Source organism: Propionicimonas sp. (assembly GCF_049840635.1).
GTDB lineage: Bacteria > Actinomycetota > Actinomycetes > Propionibacteriales > Propionibacteriaceae > Propionicimonas.
Map to the genome: position 1 here is coordinate 197346 of NZ_JASGKL010000005.1, position 17837 is coordinate 215182.

General features: G+C 71.1%; 16 protein-coding genes and 1 tRNA gene. 4 read left to right on the forward strand and 13 right to left on the reverse strand.

The window, feature by feature from the left end; translation table 11 throughout:
- Positions 1 to 39: 39 nt before the first annotated feature.
- Together QM779_RS06930 and rpsA are read right to left on the reverse strand one after the other, a co-directional pair.
- Positions 40 to 783 carry a hypothetical protein gene (locus QM779_RS06930; protein ID WP_428533592.1) on the reverse strand — a complete coding sequence of 248 codons (744 nt, stop codon included), beginning with the start codon at positions 781 to 783 and terminating at the stop codon, positions 40 to 42.
- A 102-nt stretch (positions 784 to 885) separates the two neighbouring features.
- Positions 886 to 2340 carry a 30S ribosomal protein S1 gene (gene rpsA / locus QM779_RS06935; protein ID WP_428533594.1) on the reverse strand — a complete coding sequence of 485 codons (1455 nt, stop codon included), beginning with the start codon at positions 2338 to 2340 and terminating at the stop codon, positions 886 to 888.
- A gap of 233 nt (positions 2341 to 2573) precedes the next feature.
- On the opposite strand from rpsA, the gene QM779_RS06940 reads away from it, so the two are divergent.
- The gene (locus QM779_RS06940) at positions 2574 to 3146 is read left to right on the forward strand and encodes a CG0192-related protein (RefSeq protein ID WP_428533596.1); all 573 of its coding nucleotides are present in this window, start codon (positions 2574 to 2576) and stop codon (positions 3144 to 3146) included.
- 39 nt (positions 3147 to 3185) lie between these two features.
- Here the strand turns inward: QM779_RS06940 and QM779_RS06945 are convergent, their stop codons facing one another.
- Together QM779_RS06945 and polA are read right to left on the reverse strand one after the other, a co-directional pair.
- Positions 3186 to 3470: an antibiotic biosynthesis monooxygenase gene (locus QM779_RS06945; protein ID WP_428533598.1), complete on the reverse strand. Its 285-nt coding sequence runs from the start codon at positions 3468 to 3470 to the stop codon at positions 3186 to 3188.
- A gap of 668 nt (positions 3471 to 4138) precedes the next feature.
- A complete protein-coding gene (gene polA, locus QM779_RS06950) occupies positions 4139 to 6838 on the reverse strand; it encodes a DNA polymerase I (RefSeq protein ID WP_428533600.1) in 2700 nt (899 codons plus the stop codon).
- 63 nt (positions 6839 to 6901) lie between these two features.
- Here polA and QM779_RS06955 point away from each other — a divergent pair, with 63 nt between their 5' ends.
- Positions 6902 to 7300 carry a PaaI family thioesterase gene (locus QM779_RS06955; RefSeq protein WP_428533602.1) on the forward strand — a complete coding sequence of 133 codons (399 nt, stop codon included), beginning with the start codon at positions 6902 to 6904 and terminating at the stop codon, positions 7298 to 7300.
- Between the two features lie 3 nt (positions 7301 to 7303).
- On the opposite strand, the gene QM779_RS06960 is transcribed toward QM779_RS06955, so the two are convergent.
- Positions 7304 to 7918, reverse strand: a complete 615-nt coding sequence (locus QM779_RS06960; RefSeq protein WP_428533604.1) for an ANTAR domain-containing response regulator — start codon at positions 7916 to 7918, stop codon at positions 7304 to 7306.
- Between the two features lie 119 nt (positions 7919 to 8037).
- Here QM779_RS06960 and QM779_RS06965 point away from each other — a divergent pair.
- A tRNA-Leu gene (locus QM779_RS06965) sits at positions 8038 to 8120 on the forward strand.
- Positions 8121 to 8396: 276 nt separating this feature from the next.
- Here the strand turns inward: QM779_RS06965 and QM779_RS06970 are convergent.
- From QM779_RS06970 to QM779_RS06995, 6 genes are read right to left on the reverse strand one after another with little or no spacing between them, the layout of a single operon-like run.
- A complete protein-coding gene (locus QM779_RS06970) occupies positions 8397 to 9308 on the reverse strand; it encodes a 1-phosphofructokinase family hexose kinase (RefSeq protein ID WP_428533606.1) in 912 nt (303 codons plus the stop codon).
- 8 nt (positions 9309 to 9316) lie between these two features.
- Entirely contained in the window at positions 9317 to 10246 is a 930-nt protein-coding gene (locus tag QM779_RS06975) for a carbohydrate kinase family protein (RefSeq protein ID WP_428533608.1), read from the reverse strand.
- The gene (locus tag QM779_RS06980; protein WP_428533610.1) at positions 10243 to 11085 is read right to left on the reverse strand and encodes a carbohydrate ABC transporter permease; all 843 of its coding nucleotides are present in this window, start codon (positions 11083 to 11085) and stop codon (positions 10243 to 10245) included. Before QM779_RS06980 ends, QM779_RS06975 begins: the two co-directional genes overlap by 4 nt.
- The gene (locus QM779_RS06985; protein WP_428533612.1) at positions 11085 to 12071 is read right to left on the reverse strand and encodes a carbohydrate ABC transporter permease; all 987 of its coding nucleotides are present in this window, start codon (positions 12069 to 12071) and stop codon (positions 11085 to 11087) included. Before QM779_RS06985 ends, QM779_RS06980 begins: the two co-directional genes overlap by 1 nt.
- A gap of 25 nt (positions 12072 to 12096) precedes the next feature.
- A complete protein-coding gene (locus QM779_RS06990) occupies positions 12097 to 12999 on the reverse strand; it encodes an SIS domain-containing protein (RefSeq protein WP_428533614.1) in 903 nt (300 codons plus the stop codon).
- 37 nt (positions 13000 to 13036) lie between these two features.
- On the reverse strand, positions 13037 to 14353 hold the full coding sequence (locus QM779_RS06995; protein ID WP_428533616.1) for an ABC transporter substrate-binding protein: 1317 nt from the start codon (positions 14351 to 14353) through the stop codon (positions 13037 to 13039).
- A 145-nt stretch (positions 14354 to 14498) separates the two neighbouring features.
- Between QM779_RS06995 and QM779_RS07000 the strand changes: the two genes are divergently transcribed.
- Positions 14499 to 15557 (forward strand): amidohydrolase family protein, encoded by a 1059-nt coding sequence (locus QM779_RS07000; protein ID WP_428533618.1) that lies wholly within the window; start codon positions 14499 to 14501, stop codon positions 15555 to 15557.
- A gap of 39 nt (positions 15558 to 15596) precedes the next feature.
- Here QM779_RS07000 and QM779_RS07005 read toward each other — a convergent pair whose 3' ends face one another.
- Complete coding sequence (locus QM779_RS07005) at positions 15597 to 16439, reverse strand: class II fructose-bisphosphate aldolase (RefSeq protein WP_428533620.1); 843 nt, start codon at positions 16437 to 16439, stop codon at positions 15597 to 15599.
- Complete coding sequence (melA, locus tag QM779_RS07010) at positions 16436 to 17752, reverse strand: alpha-galactosidase (RefSeq protein ID WP_428533622.1); 1317 nt, start codon at positions 17750 to 17752, stop codon at positions 16436 to 16438. Before melA ends, QM779_RS07005 begins: the two co-directional genes overlap by 4 nt.
- Between the last annotated feature and the right edge of the window lie 85 nt (positions 17753 to 17837).

Genomic DNA, 17837 nt, shown 5'->3' on the forward strand with positions numbered 1-17837 from the left:
GTGCTGGGGCTGGGGCTGCGGGGTCGTCATGCCATCACCTCAGAACTCCCCCGCCAGTTGGTCGACCATCGCCTGCGCCTCTTCTGCCGTGGTCGAACCCGACTTCGCGGTCAGGACGCGCACGACGAGGAGCGCCTCCGCGTCCAGGTCGATCCACAGGTGGCCCTTCAAGCGTGCCTTCTTCCCCGACACGGTGCCGGTCGCCGAGACCGTGGCGTGCTGGACGCCGTCCGCCATGGAGGAGACCGGATCGGAGAGGTCACCCTCGAACGTGGCCTTGCGCCGCCGCACGAGCGCGGTGATGAGGTCGCTGGCGCGGTCGTCCTCGTCGGCGGTGAAGGCGTAGGCCTGCACCCAGTTCGCACCGTGGGAGGACACCGCTTCGTCTGTGGAGAGGGACGTCAGGTCCCAGCCGTCGGGGACGTCGGCGGCCCAGGGCCCGACCGCGAGGGCCGGGGTCTCCTCATCGGTCTCGCTGCCGGTGTCGTCCTCGGTCGCGAAGCCGCCGGGGTACTCGGGGTAGGGGTCGTACCCCTGGGAGTCGCTCGCCCGACCCAGCCAGCCGATCACCCCGAGTGCGACGGGGACGCCGATCACCAGCCCGAGCAGGTTTCGCCGGCCCGTCCCGCTCGCCGTCGACGGCGCAGAGACTGACGGGGGATGGTACGGGGTGATGTGGTACGGCGTGCCGGTCCCGGCAGCGGGCTGCCCGTCCGTCGTTCCGGACGGCTCCGGCGTCTGCGCCGGGTAGTTCTCGAACCGGTTCGGCTCCTGGTCGCTCACCTGGTCTCCTGGGGGGTGTCCTGCCGACTCCCAGCATGCCAGTGGTGCCGGAACGACGACGTGCCCCCCACCGAAGTGGGGGGCACGTCGTACAGCTGTCGGTCAGCGACCGCCGGTCAGCTTCTCCCGGAGGGCCTGCAGGGCCTCGTCGGAAGCGAGGGAGCCCTCCTGGGCGTCCTCGTCGCCACCCGCGGAGTACGCGGCGGCGCTGGCCTGGGCGACGGCGGCCTGCACGTCGGCGGCCTCGGCGTCCTCGACCTGCTTCTTGTGGGCCAGCCACCGGGCCTGCGCCTCGGCGTACTGCTGCTCCCACGCCCGCTGCTGCTCCTCGTAGCCGGGCTTCCACTCCTGGGTCTCCGGATCGAAGCCCTCGGGGTAGATGTAGTTGCCCTGCTCGTCGTAGGACGCGGTCATGCCGTACAGCGCCGGGTCGAAGTCGTCAGCGGCCACGTCGACACCCTCGTTGGCCTGCTTGAGGCTCAGCGAGATGCGGCGACGCTCGAGGTCGATGTCGATGATCTTGACCATGACCTCGTCGTTGACGGAGACGACCTGCTCGGGGATCTCCACGTGGCGCTCGGCCAACTCGGAGACGTGCACCAGGCCCTCGATGCCCTCCTCGACGCGGACGAACGCGCCGAACGGCACCAGCTTGGTGACCTTGCCCGGGACGATCTGACCGATCTGGTGGGTCCGGGCGAAGGTCTGCCACGGATCCTCCTGGGTCGCCTTCAGCGACAGCGAGACGCGCTCGCGGTCCATGTCGACGTCCAGCACCTCGACGGTGACCTCGTCGCCGACCTCGACGACCTCGGACGGGTGGTCGATGTGCTTCCAGGACAGCTCCGAGACGTGCACGAGGCCGTCCACGCCGCCCAGGTCGACGAACGCGCCGAAGTTGACGATCGAGGAGACGACACCCTTGCGGATCTGGCCCTTGGTGAGCTGGTTCAGGAAGGTGTGGCGGACCTCGGACTGGGTCTGCTCGAGCCACGCGCGCCGGGAGAGGACCACGTTGTTGCGGTTCTTGTCCAGCTCGATGATCTTCGCCTCGAGCTCCATGCCGACGTAGGGCTGCAGGTCACGGACGCGACGCATCTCCACCAGCGACGCCGGCAGGAAGCCGCGCAGGCCGATGTCGATGATCAGGCCGCCCTTGACGACCTCGATGACGCGGCCGGTGACGACACCGTCCTCTTCCTTGACCTTCTCGATCGTGCCCCAGGCGCGCTCGTACTGGGCGCGCTTCTTGGACAGGATCAGGCGACCCTCCTTGTCCTCCTTGGTCTGCACCAGGGCCTCGATCACATCGCCGACACTGACCACGTCGAACGGGTCCACGTCGTGCTTGATGGAGAGTTCCTTGGAGGGGATCACGCCTTCGGTCTTGTAGCCGATGTCGAGCAGGACCTCGTCCCGATCGACCTTGACGACCGTGCCGGTCACGATGTCGCCGTCATTGAAGTACTTGATGGTCGCGTCGATCGCTGCCAGGAAGGCTTCGGGAGATCCGAAGTCGTCGAACGCGACGGTGGCTGCCTCGGGAGAAGAGGTCATGTAGTAGGGCTCCGATGGGTTTGTATGGAAATGGCGTTCGCACGCCGACCACGTGCTCCACTGCCAGAGGACCAGGCTGACGTCTGGGTCTCCGCCGCGTGAACGCGTGCCGACCCGCTAGGTCTGAGGTCATGCCGGTCGAAGTGCGACCGACAGCCTACCGAGTGCTGTGAGCGAGGGCAATCCGGCGCCGGTTCAGACTACGCTGGGGAACCGACCCCAGAAGGAGAAGAATGAGCGGCACAGCCGAGATCCACCAAGCGACATTGACCCCGGGCAAGCTCGAGCTGCTGGCGGCGTGGCTGCCGGCCCAGGAGTGGTTCGTCGGCGACTCGGACGACGTGGAGCGCGTCGCGTCCTACCGCTTCGTCGACCCCGAGGGCGAGGTCGGCATCGAGACCATCCTGGTGCGGTCGCGTGGTGTGACCTACCAGGTCCCGCTCACCTACCGCGGGGCTCCGCTGGACGAGGCGGAGGACTACCTGGTCGGCACCCTCGAGCACTCGGTGCTCGGCACGCGCTACGTGTACGACGCGGTCGGCGACCCGGTCTACATGGTCGAACTGCTGCGGGTGATCCACGAGGGCGACACCGAGGCCGACCTCTCCCGGGGGGAGAAGTCGATGACGGTGCTCGGGTCCGGCATCGTGCCGGTGTCGAATGCGGCCAGCGAGGCGATGCGGGTGGTCCGGGTGCTGGACGGCAACCACGTGCCCGGCAGCCGCGTGCCCCTGGGCACCCTGGACGGCCGCTGGACCGACGCCGACGGCACCGTCCAGGAGCAGACCCTGGCCGTTCTTCGCTGACTCGGCCCGGCTGGTTCGTCGACGGACCGGCTCCGGGGTTCAGACCTCGGTGAGCCGGTAGCCGTCGACGGGTGCGGCCTCCCACTCGTCGAACGGGTCGTCCGCCACGGCGTCCCTTGCGAGGCCGACGGACGCGTGGAACGCGTCCTCGGACTCCCAGATCGCCAGCCCGATCAGCGTGCCCCGCGCCGCGTCCTCGAACGTGTGGACGGAGACCAGGCCCGGGGCGTCCGCGATCGCGGCGCCGTACCGGTGCATGGACGCGACGAGGGCGTCCCGCGCCTCCGGGTGCGGCCGGTGCACGGACAGGTGGCTGAACACCATCAGAACCTCCTCAGAACACGTCGACCCATCCTTACCCGGGCCCCGCGTCCGCGCCACCACAAGGTGGACGGAAACCCGCGAGTACGCCACACCACCGTCCACCTAAACGTGGACGCAGTCACGCCGCCATCCCGTCCACCGCAAAGTGGACGCAGTCACGCCGCCATCCCGTCCACCACAAAGTGGACCGAAACGCGCGAACTCACCACACAACCGTCCACCTTGGCCCGCCGCGGCTCCCGCGCCCCAACAAGGTGGACGGAATCGGGCGACTACGCCGCCAAACCGTCCACGACAAGGTGGACGCTGGCGCGTCAGCTGTCATCCCGGGCTTGACCCGGGAGCTCCGACGCACCCAACCCGACCTGAGCACGAGATCCCGGCCTTCGCCGGGATGACAAAGGGAGCGGCCGACCAGACCACGAGATCCCGGCCTCCGCCGGGATGACAAAGGGAGCGGCCGAACAGACCACGAGATCCCGGCCCCCGCCGGGATGACAGTGGGGGCGGCCGAACAGACCACGAGATCCCGGCCTCCGCCGGGATGACAGTGGGGGCGGCCGAACAGACCACGAGATCCCGGCCTTCGCCGGGATGACAAAGGGAGCGGCCGACCTGACCACCAGCCACCGGCTTTCGCCGGGATGACAGAAGGGTGCCCGGCGTCCTCAGTGGGCGGCGTCGTGCCAGGAGTGGCCGACGCCGACCGACACCTCGAGCGGGACGCGCATCTCCACGGCGTGGCCCATCTTGTCGCGGACGAGGGCGGTGAGCGCGCCCTGCTCCCCCGGCGCGACCTCGAAGACGAGTTCGTCGTGCACCTGGAGCAGCATCCGGCTGCGCAGGCCCTGCTGCGCCAGCGCGGTCTCCACGTCCAGCATCGCCACCTTGATCACGTCGGCAGCCGACCCCTGAATCGGCGCGTTCAGCGCGGCCCGCTCGGCCATCTCCCTGCGCTGCCGGTTCGACGAGGTGAGGTCGGGCAGGTAGCGGCGCCGGCCGAGGATGGTCTCGGTGAAGCCCGTCCGGCGCGCGGTGTCGACGATCTCGTGCAGGTAGTCGCGGACGTGGCCGAAGCGCTCGAAGTACTCCTCCATCAGGCCCCGCGCCTCGGACACCTCGATCTTCAGCTGCTGGCTCAGGCCGAACGCGCTCAGGCCGTACGCGAGGCCGTAGTTCATGGCCTTGATCCGGGCCCGCATCGCGCCCGTCACGGCGTCGGCGGGGACGCCGAACACGCGGGACGCCATCGTGCTGTGGAAATCGTGGCCGGACGCGAACGCCTCGATCAGCCCCGCGTCCTCCGACTGGTCGGCCATGATCCGCATCTCGATCTGGCTGTAGTCAGCGGTGAGCAGGCTGTCGTAGCCGTCTCCCACCACGAACGCCTCCCGGATCCGCCGCCCGTCCTCGGTGCGGATCGGGATGTTCTGCAGGTTCGGGTCGGTGGACGACAGCCGCCCCGTGGCGGCGATCGTCTGCACGTAGGTGGTGTGGACGCGGCCGTCGTCGGCGATCGACTTCTGCAGCCCCTCGACGGTCTGCCGCAGCCGGATCTGGTCGCGGTGGCGCAGCAGGTGCGCGAGGAACGGGTGCTCCGTCTTGGCGTACAGCGCCTCCAGCGACTCGGCGTCCGTCGTCCAGCCGGTCTGCGTGCGCCGGGTCTTGGGCATGGCAAGCTCGTCGAACAGGACGGTCTGCAGCTGCTTGGGCGAGCCGAGGTTGATCGGGTGGCCGAGGACGGCGAAGGCGTCCGCCTCGGCCTGGCTGACCGCGGCGTCGAAGTCGGCGTGCAGCCGGTCGAGGTAGTCGATGTCGACGGCGATGCCGACCCGCTCCATCGTGGCCAGCGTCCTGGTCAGCGGCAGCTCGACCTCCCGCAACAGCGTGGCGCCGCCGCGCTCCTCCAGCTCGGTCTCCAGCGCCGTGGCGAGGTCGATCACCGCGCGGGCCCGCACCATCGCGTCGTGGCTCTCGGTGTCGTCGAACGAGAACGCGGCCTGGTCGCCGCCGTCCCCGCCGCTGCCGGCGACCGACAGGTCGCGCCGGAGGTGCCGGGCGGTCAGGTCGGCGAGGTCGTAGACGCGCTGGTCGGGCCGCAGGAGGTAGGCGGCCAGCTGGGTGTCGCTGGCCAGCCCCGCCAGGTCCCAGCCGCGCGCCCAGAGTGCGAGCATCGGACCCTTCGCGTCGTGCATGGCCTTGGCCGCGGCGTCGTCGGCCAGCCAGGCGGCCAGCGCCGCGTCGTCGTCGGGCGAGACGGTGGTGACGTCGATCCAGGCGGCCGCACCGTCGGCGGCGGCCAACGCGATGCCGGTGAGGTCCCCGGTGCCCGAGCGCCAGCGTCCCTGGCAGTCGACGCCCACGACGCCCGTGCGCGCGTGCTCGTCGAGCCAGGCCCGCACGCTCCCCGCGGCGAGGATCTCGCCGGTGACCTCGAACCCACCCTGCGACTCTGCGTCCTCGGCGGGCAGGGTCTCCAGGAGCCGGTCCCGCAGGACGCGGAACTCGAGCCCGTCGAAGAGCGAGTGGACGGCTTCCCTGTCCCAGTCCCTGCGGGCCAGGTCACTGACGCCGACGGGCAGTTCGAGGTCGCCGACCAGCGCGTTGAGCCGCCGGTTGCGGACCACGTCGTCGAGGTGGGCCCGGAACGACTCCCCCGCCTTTCCGCCGACCTCAGCGGCGTGCTGGACGAGGTTCTCCAACCCGTCGTACGCCTCGAGCCACTTGGCCGCGGTCTTCGGGCCCACGCCGGGTACTCCCGGAAGGTTGTCGCTGGTCTCCCCGACGAGGGCGGCCAGTTCGGGGTAGCGGGCGGGGGCGACGAGGTACTTCTCGATCACGGTCGGCGGGTCGAGCCTGGCCAGGTCGGAGACGCCCTTGCGCGGGTAGAGCACGGTCACGCGATCGTTCACGAGCTGGAGGGTGTCGCGGTCGCCGGTGCAGATGAGCACGTCCAGCCCCTGGGCCGCCCCCCGCCCGGCGAGGGTGGCGATGATGTCGTCCGCCTCGAACCCGTCCCGCTCGAGGTGGACGATGTTCAGCGCGTCCAGCACCTCCTTGATCAGCGCGACCTGGCCGGAGAACTCCGCGGGCGAGGCCGACCGGTTGGCCTTGTACTCCGCGTACTCCTCGCTGCGGAACGTCTGGCGGGACACGTCGAACGCCACCGCGAGGTGGGTGGGCTGCTCGTCGCGCAACACGTTGATCAGCATGGACGTGAACCCGTAGACCGCGTTGGTGTGCTGGCCGGTGGTGGTGGAGAAGTTCTCGACCGGCAGCGCGAAGAACGCGCGGTAGGCCACCGAGTGGCCGTCGATCAGCAGCAGGGTCGGGGTCTTCTCTGCGGACGCGCTCGCGGGACTGGTCACAGTCCCGAACCTTACCGGCGGCCACCGACAGCCGGCGCTGCCCGGTGTGCCAAGGTAGGGCCCATGAACGTTCCCGACTGGTTCGCCGGCCTGAGCAGTCCCCTCGACGAGAAGCTGGGGGTCGAGCTGGACGAGGTGACGCCGACCAGGGCGTCCGCCCGCTGCCCCGTCGAGGGCAACACCCAGCCGTTCGGGCTGTGGCACGGGGGCGCGTCCTGCGTGCTCGCCGAGACGCTCGCGTCCCTCGCCGCGGCGGCGGAGGTCGGGCCGGAGGGCGCCGTGACCGGAGTGGACATCAACGCCACCCACCTGCGTCCGGCGCGGCGGGGCTGGCTGACCGGCGTCGCGACGGCGATCCGGATCGGCGGCTCGCTGGCGACCTACGACGTGACCATCACCGATGAGGCGGACGAGCAGGTCTGCGCCGCCCGGATCACGGTGTTCCTCAAGCGGAAGCGCTGAGCGTCACTTCTTGCGCTTGTCGCCCTTCGACTGCTCGATGACGGCCTCGGCCACCTCGCGCATCGACTTGCGCAGGTCCATCGCGGTCTTCTGGATCCAGCGGAACGCCTCCGGCTCGCTGAGGCCCAGACCCTCCTGCAGGAGGCCCTTGGCCTGGTCGACGGCCTTGCGGGACGCGAACCGCTCCTCGAGGTCGGCGACCTCGGCCTCGACCGCGCGGATCTCGGCGAACCGGGCCATGGCGATCTCGATCGCGGGGATGACGTCGGAGGAGTCGAACGGCTTCACGACGTAGGCCATCGCCCCGGCGTCCCTGGCCCGCTCGACCAGTTCGCGCTGGCTGAAGGCGGTGAGCATGACGACGGGGGCGATCCGCTCCTCCGCGATCACGGCCGCGGCGGAGATCCCGTCCATCTTGGGCATCTTCACGTCCATGACGACGAGGTCAGGGGTGAGCTTGCGGGCGAGTTCGAGCGCCTCCTCACCGTCGCCGGCCTCGGCGATGACGTCGTAGCCCTCCTCGGTCAGCAGCTCCACGAGGTCGAGCCGGATCAGGGCCTCGTCCTCGGCCACCAGCACGCGCAGCTTCTCGTCGTCTTCGCGGTCGTCGGCAGTCATCACTCGTCAGCCTTCCTGGCTGGTCATCATCATCGGATCCCCCGGGGTGGAGGGGCAGGGACGAGGTTACCCTGCCCCGAATGGGGGCCGCCAAGTTGTGGCACACTTCATGGGCACCTGCCGGGGTGGCGGAATGGTATACGCGGACGGCTCAAACCCGTCTGCCCGCAAGGGCGTAGGGGTTCGACTCCCCTTCCCGGTACCTCTCCCTGGCCCGCCGATTCGGTCCCGGTGACGCGATCCCGCCATCGGCCGTGTCCGACCGAGCTCGTTTCGTCCCATCCTCGACTTCCTGCGGCGGGATCACGTCACGGCCGTCCCGATCGCGGTCGCTCGCCCCATCGCTTGGTCGGGTCCCGGATCCTTGGACGGCCTGACGCGATCCCGCCACGGAAGGCCGGAACCGTGACGGAGGAGACAGATGGGACGCGGCGCGCGGCAGGATCGCGTCACGGTCCCTGTCGCGGCTGCCCCCGGGTCAGAGCGAGGGGGACGGCGCCCGCAGCGGCTCCACCCGCACACTCGCGGCCACCTCGGCGATGTCGGTGGGCCGGAACCGGGCTGCGCCCGGGACGCGCGTGTTCGCCGTCGCCGCGGACGTGGCGAGCGCCAGCGCCCGCGGCAGGTCGTCGCCACGGCTGAGTGCCAGGACGAGGCCCGCCTGGAAGCAGTCGCCCGAGCCCACCGCGTAGCGGCCGCGCTCGCCGGGGCGTGCCCGCCACGTCCCTTCCGCCGCAGCGGCCACTGCACCCTCCGCGCCGTCGGTGACCACGGCCACCCGCGCTCCCGCGCCGCGGAGGTCGGCGGCGAGCCGCGCGGGGTCACCCGGCCCGAACAGGTCCTCCGCCTCGGCCCGGTTCACCTTCACCACGTCCGGACGCCCCTGCGCCAGCAGCGCCTGCAACGCAACCCCCTGGACGTCGGCGGCCACCCGGACGCCGCGGCGCTCCGCCGCAGCCGCCATCCCCGCGACCTCGTCCTCGGTCCCGCCCGGCATCGAGCCGGAGACCACCAGCCAGCCCTCCACCGCGGCGATCACCTCCGCCAGCCGTCCGAGGACCGCCGCGTCCAGCGGCGGCGCCGGCTCGTAGAACTCGGTGGCCGCGCCGGTGTCCGCGTCCAGCGCGGTGACGCAGCGCCGCGTACCCGCACCGTTCGGCAGGACCGCCGCCACGATCCCCTCCCTGTCCAGCGCCTCCTCGACCGCGGTTCCGTTGGGCCCGCCCAACGGCACGACAACCCGGACCTCCGCCCCCAGCGTCGACAGGGCCCGCGCCACGTTCACCGCCTTGCCGCCCGGCAGTTCGAGCACCCACTCCGGCCGGTGGATCCGGCCGACCCGGACGGCCCGCACACCGTAGGTGACGTCGAGGGCCGGCGCCAGGCCCACGCAGGTGATCACGACCGGCCCAGCGCCGCGAGCAGGGCCGCGCGGTCGGCCTGCCTACCGGTGCCGCCCGTCCCCGTCGTCGACAGCGAGCCGGCGACCGCCGCCCAGGCCAGGCAGTCCGCCTGTTCGCGACCTTCCAGCCAGGCCACAAGGAACCCGGCATCGAAACTGTCCCCCGCCCCCGTCGTGTCGACGACGTCGACGACCAGGCCGGGCGCGCGCACGACGTCGTCACCCACCACCGCGAAGCCACCGGCGGCACCGTCCTTCACCACCACCAGCGGACCGCGCGCGGCCAGCAACCGGGCGGCGGCGACCGCGTCCGATGCAGCGGCGTCACCCGCCAGCGCGACCGCCTCCGCGGCGTTGGGGAGGAGCACGTCGACGTAGGGCAGGCACTCCGCCACGCCCGTCCACGACTGCCGGGGGTCCCAGTTCGGGTCGAGGCTCGTGGTCAGGCCGGACGCCTTCGCCTCGGCGAGCACCTCCGGGAGCCACTCGGCGAAGCCGGGCACCAGGAAGTAGGCGGCAACGTGCAGGTGCGTGGCCCGTCCCTGCCCGACGGCTGCCCTGACGTCGGACGCCGACAGCGTGGCCATCGCGCCGGGAAGGGTCAGGATCGAGCGGTCGCCGCCCTCGGAGAGGATCACCGACAGCCCGGTCGCGCCGGGCACGGTGCGCAGCAGTCCCGTGTCCACCCCCGCCGCATCGAGCAGCGCCCGCGTCCGGTCACCGAAGACGTCGTCGCCGACCCGGGCCACCAGCGCCACGTCCGCGTCGAGTCGGGCCAGTCCGGACGCGCAGATCCCCGCGCTCGACCCCAGCACCAGGTCGGCACCGGTGAGGAACTGCTCGGCCTGGCCGAACCGCGGGCGCACGTCCCCCCTCAGCACCAGGTCGAGGTTCGCGTCCCCCGCGACGAGCACCCGGGCGCTCATCCCTTCAGCCCCGACATCGTCATCGTCGCCACGAAGTGCTTCTGCGCGGCGAGGAAGAACACGATCAGCGGCAGCGTCGCCACCACGTTGCCCGCCATCAGCAGCGACCACTGCGTCCGCCGGGTGCCCTGGAAGTCCGCGATGCCGAGCTGGATCGTGAACAGGTCCTGGTTGTTGATCGCGATCAGCGGCCAGACCAGGTCGTTCCACGCACCCAGCAGCGTGAAGATCGCCAGCGTGGTCAGGGCGGGCCGGGCCAGGGGCAGCACCACGCGCAGGAACGTCTGCCAGCGACTGCACCCGTCCAGCGCTGCCGCCTCCTCAAGTTCGGCAGGGATCGAGAGGAAGAACTGGCGCATCAGGAAGATCCCGAACGCCGAGGCCAGCCACGGCACGAACGCTGCGGCCAGGGTGTCGATCAGGTGCAGCCGCGAGAACATGATGTAGGTCGGGATCATCAGCAGCTGGGTGGGGATCATGATCGTCGCCACCACGGCGAAGAAGCCGAAGTCGCGACCCCGGAAGCGCAGCCGGGCGAAGCCGTAGCCGGCGAGCGAGCACAGCACCAGGTGCGAGCCGATCGCGACGACAGAGACGATCGTGCTGTTCAGCAGCCAGCGCAGCACCTCGGTGTCGCCGAACAGGCCGATGAAGCCGTCGAGGGTGAGCCGGGACGGGAAGAACGGCGGCGGGAACCGGACGAGTTCCTCCGCCGGCGACAGCGAGGCCGTCACCATCTGCAGGAACGGGGTCAGGAACACCAGCGCGATCGGGGCCAGCACGAAGTGCCAGCCGCTGATCCGGCGCCGGCGCCGGCGCGGCGCGTCCACGACGGCCATCAGAACGCCTCCAGGTTCTTGCGTCGCGCGTAGACCACCACGCCGATCGTGATCAGCAGCGTGATCAGGAACAGGACGTAGGCCGCCGCCGACCCGTAGCCGAACTCCAGGCCCTTGAACGCCTTCTCCCACAGGAAGTAGACGATCGTCTTGGTCGCGTCCAGCGGCCCCCCGCGCGTGGTGGTGTAGACGAGGTCGAACAGCTGGATCGCCCCGATCACCTGCCAGATCGTGACGAACACCGTGACCGGGGCCAGTTCGGGCCAGACCACGCGCCAGAACGCCTGCCACGGGTTCGCGCCGTCGACCTTCGCCGCCTCCAGCAGTTCGGCGGGAATGTCCTGCAGCGCCGCGAGGTAGATCACGGTCGTGAACGCCGCCTGCCCCCACAGGGACATGATCGCGATCACCAGCATCGCCTGGCGGGGGTCCTCCAGCCAGCCCTGCGCGGGGATCCCGAAGACGCGCAGCACGTTGTTCACCAGCCCGTACTGCGGGCTGAACAGGTAGGTGGAGAGAATGCCGGTCGCCGCGGCGGACGCGACGAACGGGACGAAGATCGCCGTCCGGTAGAAGCCGATGAACCGGATCTGCCGGTTCAGCGCGACGGCGAGGAACAACCCCGCGAGCACCGAGGCCGGGACGAACAGCAACACGAACAGCCCGGTCTGGGTGACGGCCTGGGCGAACTCCGCGTCGCTGACCAGCGTCGTGTAGTTCTTCAGGCCCACGAACTTCGGGGTGGAGAAGCCGTTCCACTTCTGCAGCGAGAGGACGAACGCCCATCCCGCGGGGAAGATCGACAGGCCGAGGACGAACACCATGCCGGGTCCGATGAACGACCAGCCGGCGAGCGCGTCCCGCAGGCCTCGCCGGCGCCGGGCCGCTGCCCGGCGGCGCCGGTCGTCGGCCGGGGTGTCCTGCGGCGCGGACGCGGGGGCGGACGCGTCGGCGAGCGCCCGTGCCCCCGGGGTCGTCATCGTCATCGTGCCCGCTCCACTCTGCGCGCGCTCAGCGTAGGGCCGGGCCGTCCAGCACGACAGCACGCGTGAGATAGCGCGGCCGGTCCGGATCGAGGCCCCTGGTCAGCGCGACCCCGACCGCCAGCTGCTGGGCCAGGGCCAGTTCGACGAGCGGGTCGGCGGCCAGCCCCGACACCACGGTGGCGCCGGTGGTCGTGGTGAGCTGTGCGACCAGCCCCGGGTCGTCGGCCCCGAGCAGCCACACCAGCGAACCGGGGTGCGCGACGGCCATCGGCCCGTGCCGGTAGTCCAGCAGCGGGTAGTTCTCCGCCCACGCCTGCGCGGCCTCCCTGATCTTCAGGGCGGCCTCCATCGCCAGGCCGTTCGTCCAGCCCCTGCCCAGGTAGACGAAGTGGTCGAAGGCCGTCGGGTCCAGCACGGCGGGCGGGGAGGCGAGCGCCGCCTCCACCGCGGCGGGCAGCCCGGAGACGTCCTCTCCGAACGCCGCCCTGGCCAGCAGGAGGAAGGACGTCGGGAAGCGGGTCTGCACGACCGAACGCTCGTCGGCGAAGTCGAGCAGGAGCACCTCGTCGGCGAGACGGGCGCACCGGGAGTCGGCGACCCCGGTCACGACGATCCTCCGGACGCCGTCCGGGACCGCGCGCAACGCGTCCAGCACCTCGGTGGTGTCGCCCGAGCGGCTGATCCCCAGCACCGCGTCGTAGGGACGCGGCGCCCTCGGCTCCGACGCGTAGGCCCAGTCGGTGACCCCCAGCCCCGCGGCCTCCCTGAGCGCGGCGAAGGCGAGCGCGACGAAGGCGGAGGTGCCGCACCCCACGGCCAGCACCCGCTCCCCCGGCCGGCGGAGGAGCTGCGTCGCGTGCGGCACGAGGCCGAGTGCCTCGCGCCACACCCGCGGTTGGCTCTCGATCTCCTGCGCGGTGATGGTCATCGGGATCCGCTCCTGTCGTACAAAGTGGGACGTTGGACTACTCGCCGGCGAGGGCCTCATCGGCCTTGGCCGCGGCCTGTGTGAGGGCGTCCGCCGGGGTGCCCTTGCCCTGCAGCACCTGCGAGATGGACGATCCGATCGCCTCCGACAGCCCCACGTAGCCCTGCACAGTCGGGCGCGCCTGCTTCGCGTTCGCGCTGTTCTCCGCCATCACGTCCAGGCCCGGCAGCGCCTTCACCTGGGCCTTGAACTCCGGGGTGTCCAGTTCGCTGGTCCGCAGCGGCAGGTTGCCGTACGCCACGTTCCAGCGCAGGTCCTGTTCGGGCGCGGTCAGCCACTTCAGGAACTCGACCGACCAGTGGTTCTGGTTGGCGTCCCCGGTGTCCGGGAGCGCCCAGATGTCCGGTCCGGAGACCGTCTGGTGGTCGCCGTTCGTGCCCGGCAGGATCGTCACGCCGTACCTGGTCTTCGCCGTGGCCAGGTCGCTCAGCTGCCACGGCCCCGAGGTGATCATGCCGATCCGGTCGGCGGCGAACAGCTGGGCGAACTTCGTGTCGGTCTGGTCGAGGTAGACGCTCTTGTCGTCGACGGCCATCGCCCGCAGGAATTCCAGCGCCTGCTCGCCCTCCGGGGACGCGAACGCCGACTTCTTCTGGTCGTCGGTGAGGATGGCGCCGCCGTTCTGCCACAGGTGCGGCCAGAACTGCCACGTCGTCTCCTCCGACCCGGACACCGAGTACGCGTAGCCGTAGGTCTGGGTGCCGGCGTTGGTCAGCTGCTTCGCCGCGGCCCGGAAGTCGTCCCACGTCCACTGGTCGATCGGGTAGGCGACCCCGGCCTTGTCGAAGACGGTCTTGTTGTAGATCAGCGAGAGGTTGTCCACCAGCGCGGGGAAGCCGATCGTCGCCTGGCCGGTGGGACGCACGGTGGCGCGGGCGGCTTCCGAGAACTCGTCCCAGCCCACCGACGGGTCGGAGACCTGGTCGGTGATGTCCTGCATCTTGCCCGACGACTCGAGCTCGCTCGCCCAGGAGCCGAACGCGTAGGAGATGTTCGGGTACGTGCCGGACGCGAACCCCGCGGACAGCTTCTGGAGCAGTTCCTCCGTCGAGGACGCCCCCGGCGAGGTGTTGATGGTGACGTTCGGGTGCAGCTTCATGAACTCGCCGGCCAGCCCCTCCAGCAGCTTCTCCGCCGCGTCCGACTGGCCGGTCCACCAGGTCAGCGTCACGGCGGCGTCGGGATCGGCCGTCGCGGAGGTACCGGTCGACGGCCCGGAGGTGCAGGCGGTGAGCGTGATCAGCGAGAGAGCGACGGCTGCGGCGCTCAGGGCTCCTGGAATACGGCGGCTCATGGTGGTCCTCCTGGCACGTGACGACAGCGTTATCCTCCTGACTGACTGAGCGATCACGCAATCAATTGCGCGATCTGCTCACTTCGGCTGAGCGATCCGAGGCATTGTCGTGCAATCCGGCTGCGCGCGGGCCGACGATGCTGCCATGTTCGCCATCGAGGAACTACGCCTGCGGGACTGGCGGCCGCGCAGCCAGCTGCGCACGCCGCACACCGAGGTAGCGGTCCCGCTGGTGCCGTGCATCGACGCCCACAACCACCTCGGCCGCTGGCTCAGCGACGACGGCGACTGGATCGTCCCCGACGTCGGTGCGCTGCTGGCGATGATGGACGCGCAGCACGTCGAGACGATCGTGAACCTCGACGGCATGACCGGGGACGAGCTGGAGGCGAACCTCGACCGGTTGGACCGCGCGCACCCCGGCCGCTTCGCCACCTTCTGCCAGCTGGACTGGACGCTGCTCGCGCGGCCCGACGGCGTCCGCCTGCTCATCGCCGCGCTGGAGGACAGCGCCCGACGCGGTGCCCGCGGAGTGAAGGTGTGGAAGACCCTCGGGCTGCACGTCCGCGACGCCGCGGGAGCACTCGTCTCCCCCGACGACGACCGCGTGGTCGCCGTCCTCGCCCGCGCGGGAGAACTCGGCCTGCCGGTGCTCATCCACACCGCCGACCCGATCGCCTTCTTCCAGCCGCTGGACGCGCACAACGAGCGGCTCGACGAGCTCGCGGGGCAGCCGGACTGGTGGTTCGGCGATCCCGACCGGTACCCGAGCTTCGACACCCTGCTCGACGCGCACTCCCGGCTCGTCCTCGCCTGCCCGGGTACGACCTTCATCGGCGCCCACGTCGGGTGCTGCGCCGAGGACCTCGACCGGGTCGCCCGGCTGCTCGACGCCGCCCCGCACTACCACGTCGACATCGCCGGCCGGCTCGCCGAGCTCGGCCGCCAGCCCCGCCACGCCGCCGCGTTCATCGCCCGCTACGCCGACCGCGTCCTGTTCGGCACCGACTGCTACCCGGCCAGTGCCGCGCAGTACCGGCTGCACTACCGGTTCCTCGAGACCTGTGACGAAGCCTTCGACTACGCGCCCGAGGAGGAGATCCCGCCCCAGGGCCGCTGGACGGTCTCCGGTCTCGGCCTGTCCCCCGACGTGCTGGAGAAGGTGTACCGCGGCAACGCGCACAGGGTGCTCGGGACCGCCTGACCGCCGCGGGGCGACCGCGGACCAGCCCCCGTCGCGGAGTCAGCCCAGGACGCAGAGCAGGTGTGCGGCGGCACGAGTGGTCGCCTCGCGCACACCGACGAGGTAGGAGCGTGGGTCGACGGCGTCCGGCCGCGCAGCCAGCTCCTCCCGGAGCCGCCCCGTCCCCGCGACAGCGAGCGCCGTCCCGATGTTGACCTTGCGGATCCCGGCCCTGACCGCGGCGGCCAGCACGTCATCGGGCACTCCGGAGCTCCCGTGCAGCACCAGCGGGACGCCCACCGCGTCGCGCAGCCGGGCAATCAGGGCCAGATCGAGGCGAGCCGTTCGCTCGACCATCGCATGACTGCTGCCCACCGCGACCGCCAGGGCGTCCACGCCGGTGCGGTCGACGAACGTCCTGGCCTCGCCGGGGTCGGTGCGGACGCCGGGAGCGTGCGCCCCGTTCTTGCCCCCGACCGCACCGAGCTCGCCCTCGACCCACAGGCCGTGGACGTGCCCCGCCGCGACCACGTCAGCGGTGAGGGCGGCGTTCTCCTCGTGCGGCAGCGTGGAGGCGTCGAACATCAGCGAGCCGACCCCCAGCTCCCCGCTGCGCTCGAGCGCGGCGCCCGCGAGCCCCGGGTCTTCCAGGTGGTCCAAGTGGAGGGCGACCGGAGCCTCCGCGGCGCAGGCGAGTTCGCGGCAGGCGGCGAGCAGCGGGGCGAACCCCCTCCGGAACCGGATCGCGTTCTGGCTCACCTGAAGGACCACGGGCCGGCCGGTCTCCTCCGCGGCGGCCACCACGGCCTCCGCCTGCTCGAGCGTGATCACGTTGAAGGCCACGACCGCGCTCCCGCGCGCTGCCGCCTCCTCGACGAGGGCGCCCGTGGACGTGAGCGTCATGGCTGGTCGAGGGTGCCGCCGAGCGCGCGCGGCAGGTACCGGGCGTGGGCGGCGGTGAGTGCGTCGCACAGTGCCCAGATCCGGTCGGGAGTGAGGGTTGAGCTGGCGTTCGGGTCGGCCAGCACCGCCTGTCGGACCAGCCGCGGGTCTCCCGTCCGGGCGGCGGCGACCGTGAGTTCCGCCACCGAGAGGTAGCTGCGGTTGAGGGCTGCCCCCGCGGTGGGGACGCTGCCGAACCGCTGCGGGCGCAGGCCGTCCGCGTCCACGTCGGCCGGCACCTCGACGACCGCACCCTGCGGAAGGTTGTCGATCAGGCCGTGGTTCACCACGTTCGCGTGGATGACCCGTGGCGTCCCGGTCAGCATCGAGTGGATCACCTGCGGCGCGTACTCGGCGGCGTCGTCCGCGTCGTGCAGGGGCAGGTCGCCGCCCGCGGCGAGGACCGTGCGGGCCTGTTCGTACTCCGCGACGTTGTCCTCCGAGATCTGGAGGTACTCCAGCGGCCGCAGGCGGAACCGTTCGACCTGGGCGTCCGAGCGCAGGAACCAGCCGAGGTACTCGGCGGAGTGCTCGCTCGTCTCGGTCGGGTAGAAGCCGATCCGGGAGAAGATCTCGACCCGCACCCTCCGCTCCAGTCCCGGGTCCTCGGCGATCCGGCGCCGCAGCAGCGGGTAGAGGTCGGCGCCGTCGCGGCTCCACTCGGTCAGCCACGCCTGGTGGTTCACCCCGCCCGCCCGGTAGTGGGTGCCCTCGAGCGGGACGCCGACCAGCTCGCAGAGGTCGTGCACCGTCCAGTAGACGCTGTGGCACAGGCCGACCGCCTTCAGCTCCGGCGCGACCTCGGCCAGCCACCAGACGTTCATGGCCATCGGGTTCGTGTAGTTCAGCAGCCACGCGTCGGGGCAGACGGCGCGCATGTCGTCCGCGATGCCGGAGAGGACGGGGAAGGTCCGCAATCCGCGGAACACGCCGCCGACGCCGGTGGTGTCGCCGATCGTCTGGCGCAGGCCGTGCTTCGCCGGCACCTCCAGGTCGACGCGGGTGGCGTCGATCCCGCCGACCTGGACCATGTTGACAGCGAAGTCCGCTCCGTCCAGCGCCGCCCTGCGCTCGGGCTCCGCACGCACACGGAGGTCCCTGCCGAGCTGCCGCGCGACGTTCAGGGCCGTGCCCCTCGCGACGTCCAGCCGGTCCGGGTCGATGTCGTGGAGCACCAGGTCCAGCGTGGGCAGGTCCTCGAAGCGGAGCAGGTCGACAACCAGCTGGCGGGTGAACACCACGCTGCCCGCACCGAGGAACGTGATGGTCGCCATGTCGAGATTGTCGGGACTACCGCTCATTCCGCGCAACAGAATGCGCACATTGACGCCCAAATGAGCAGCTGCGATGATCGATTCG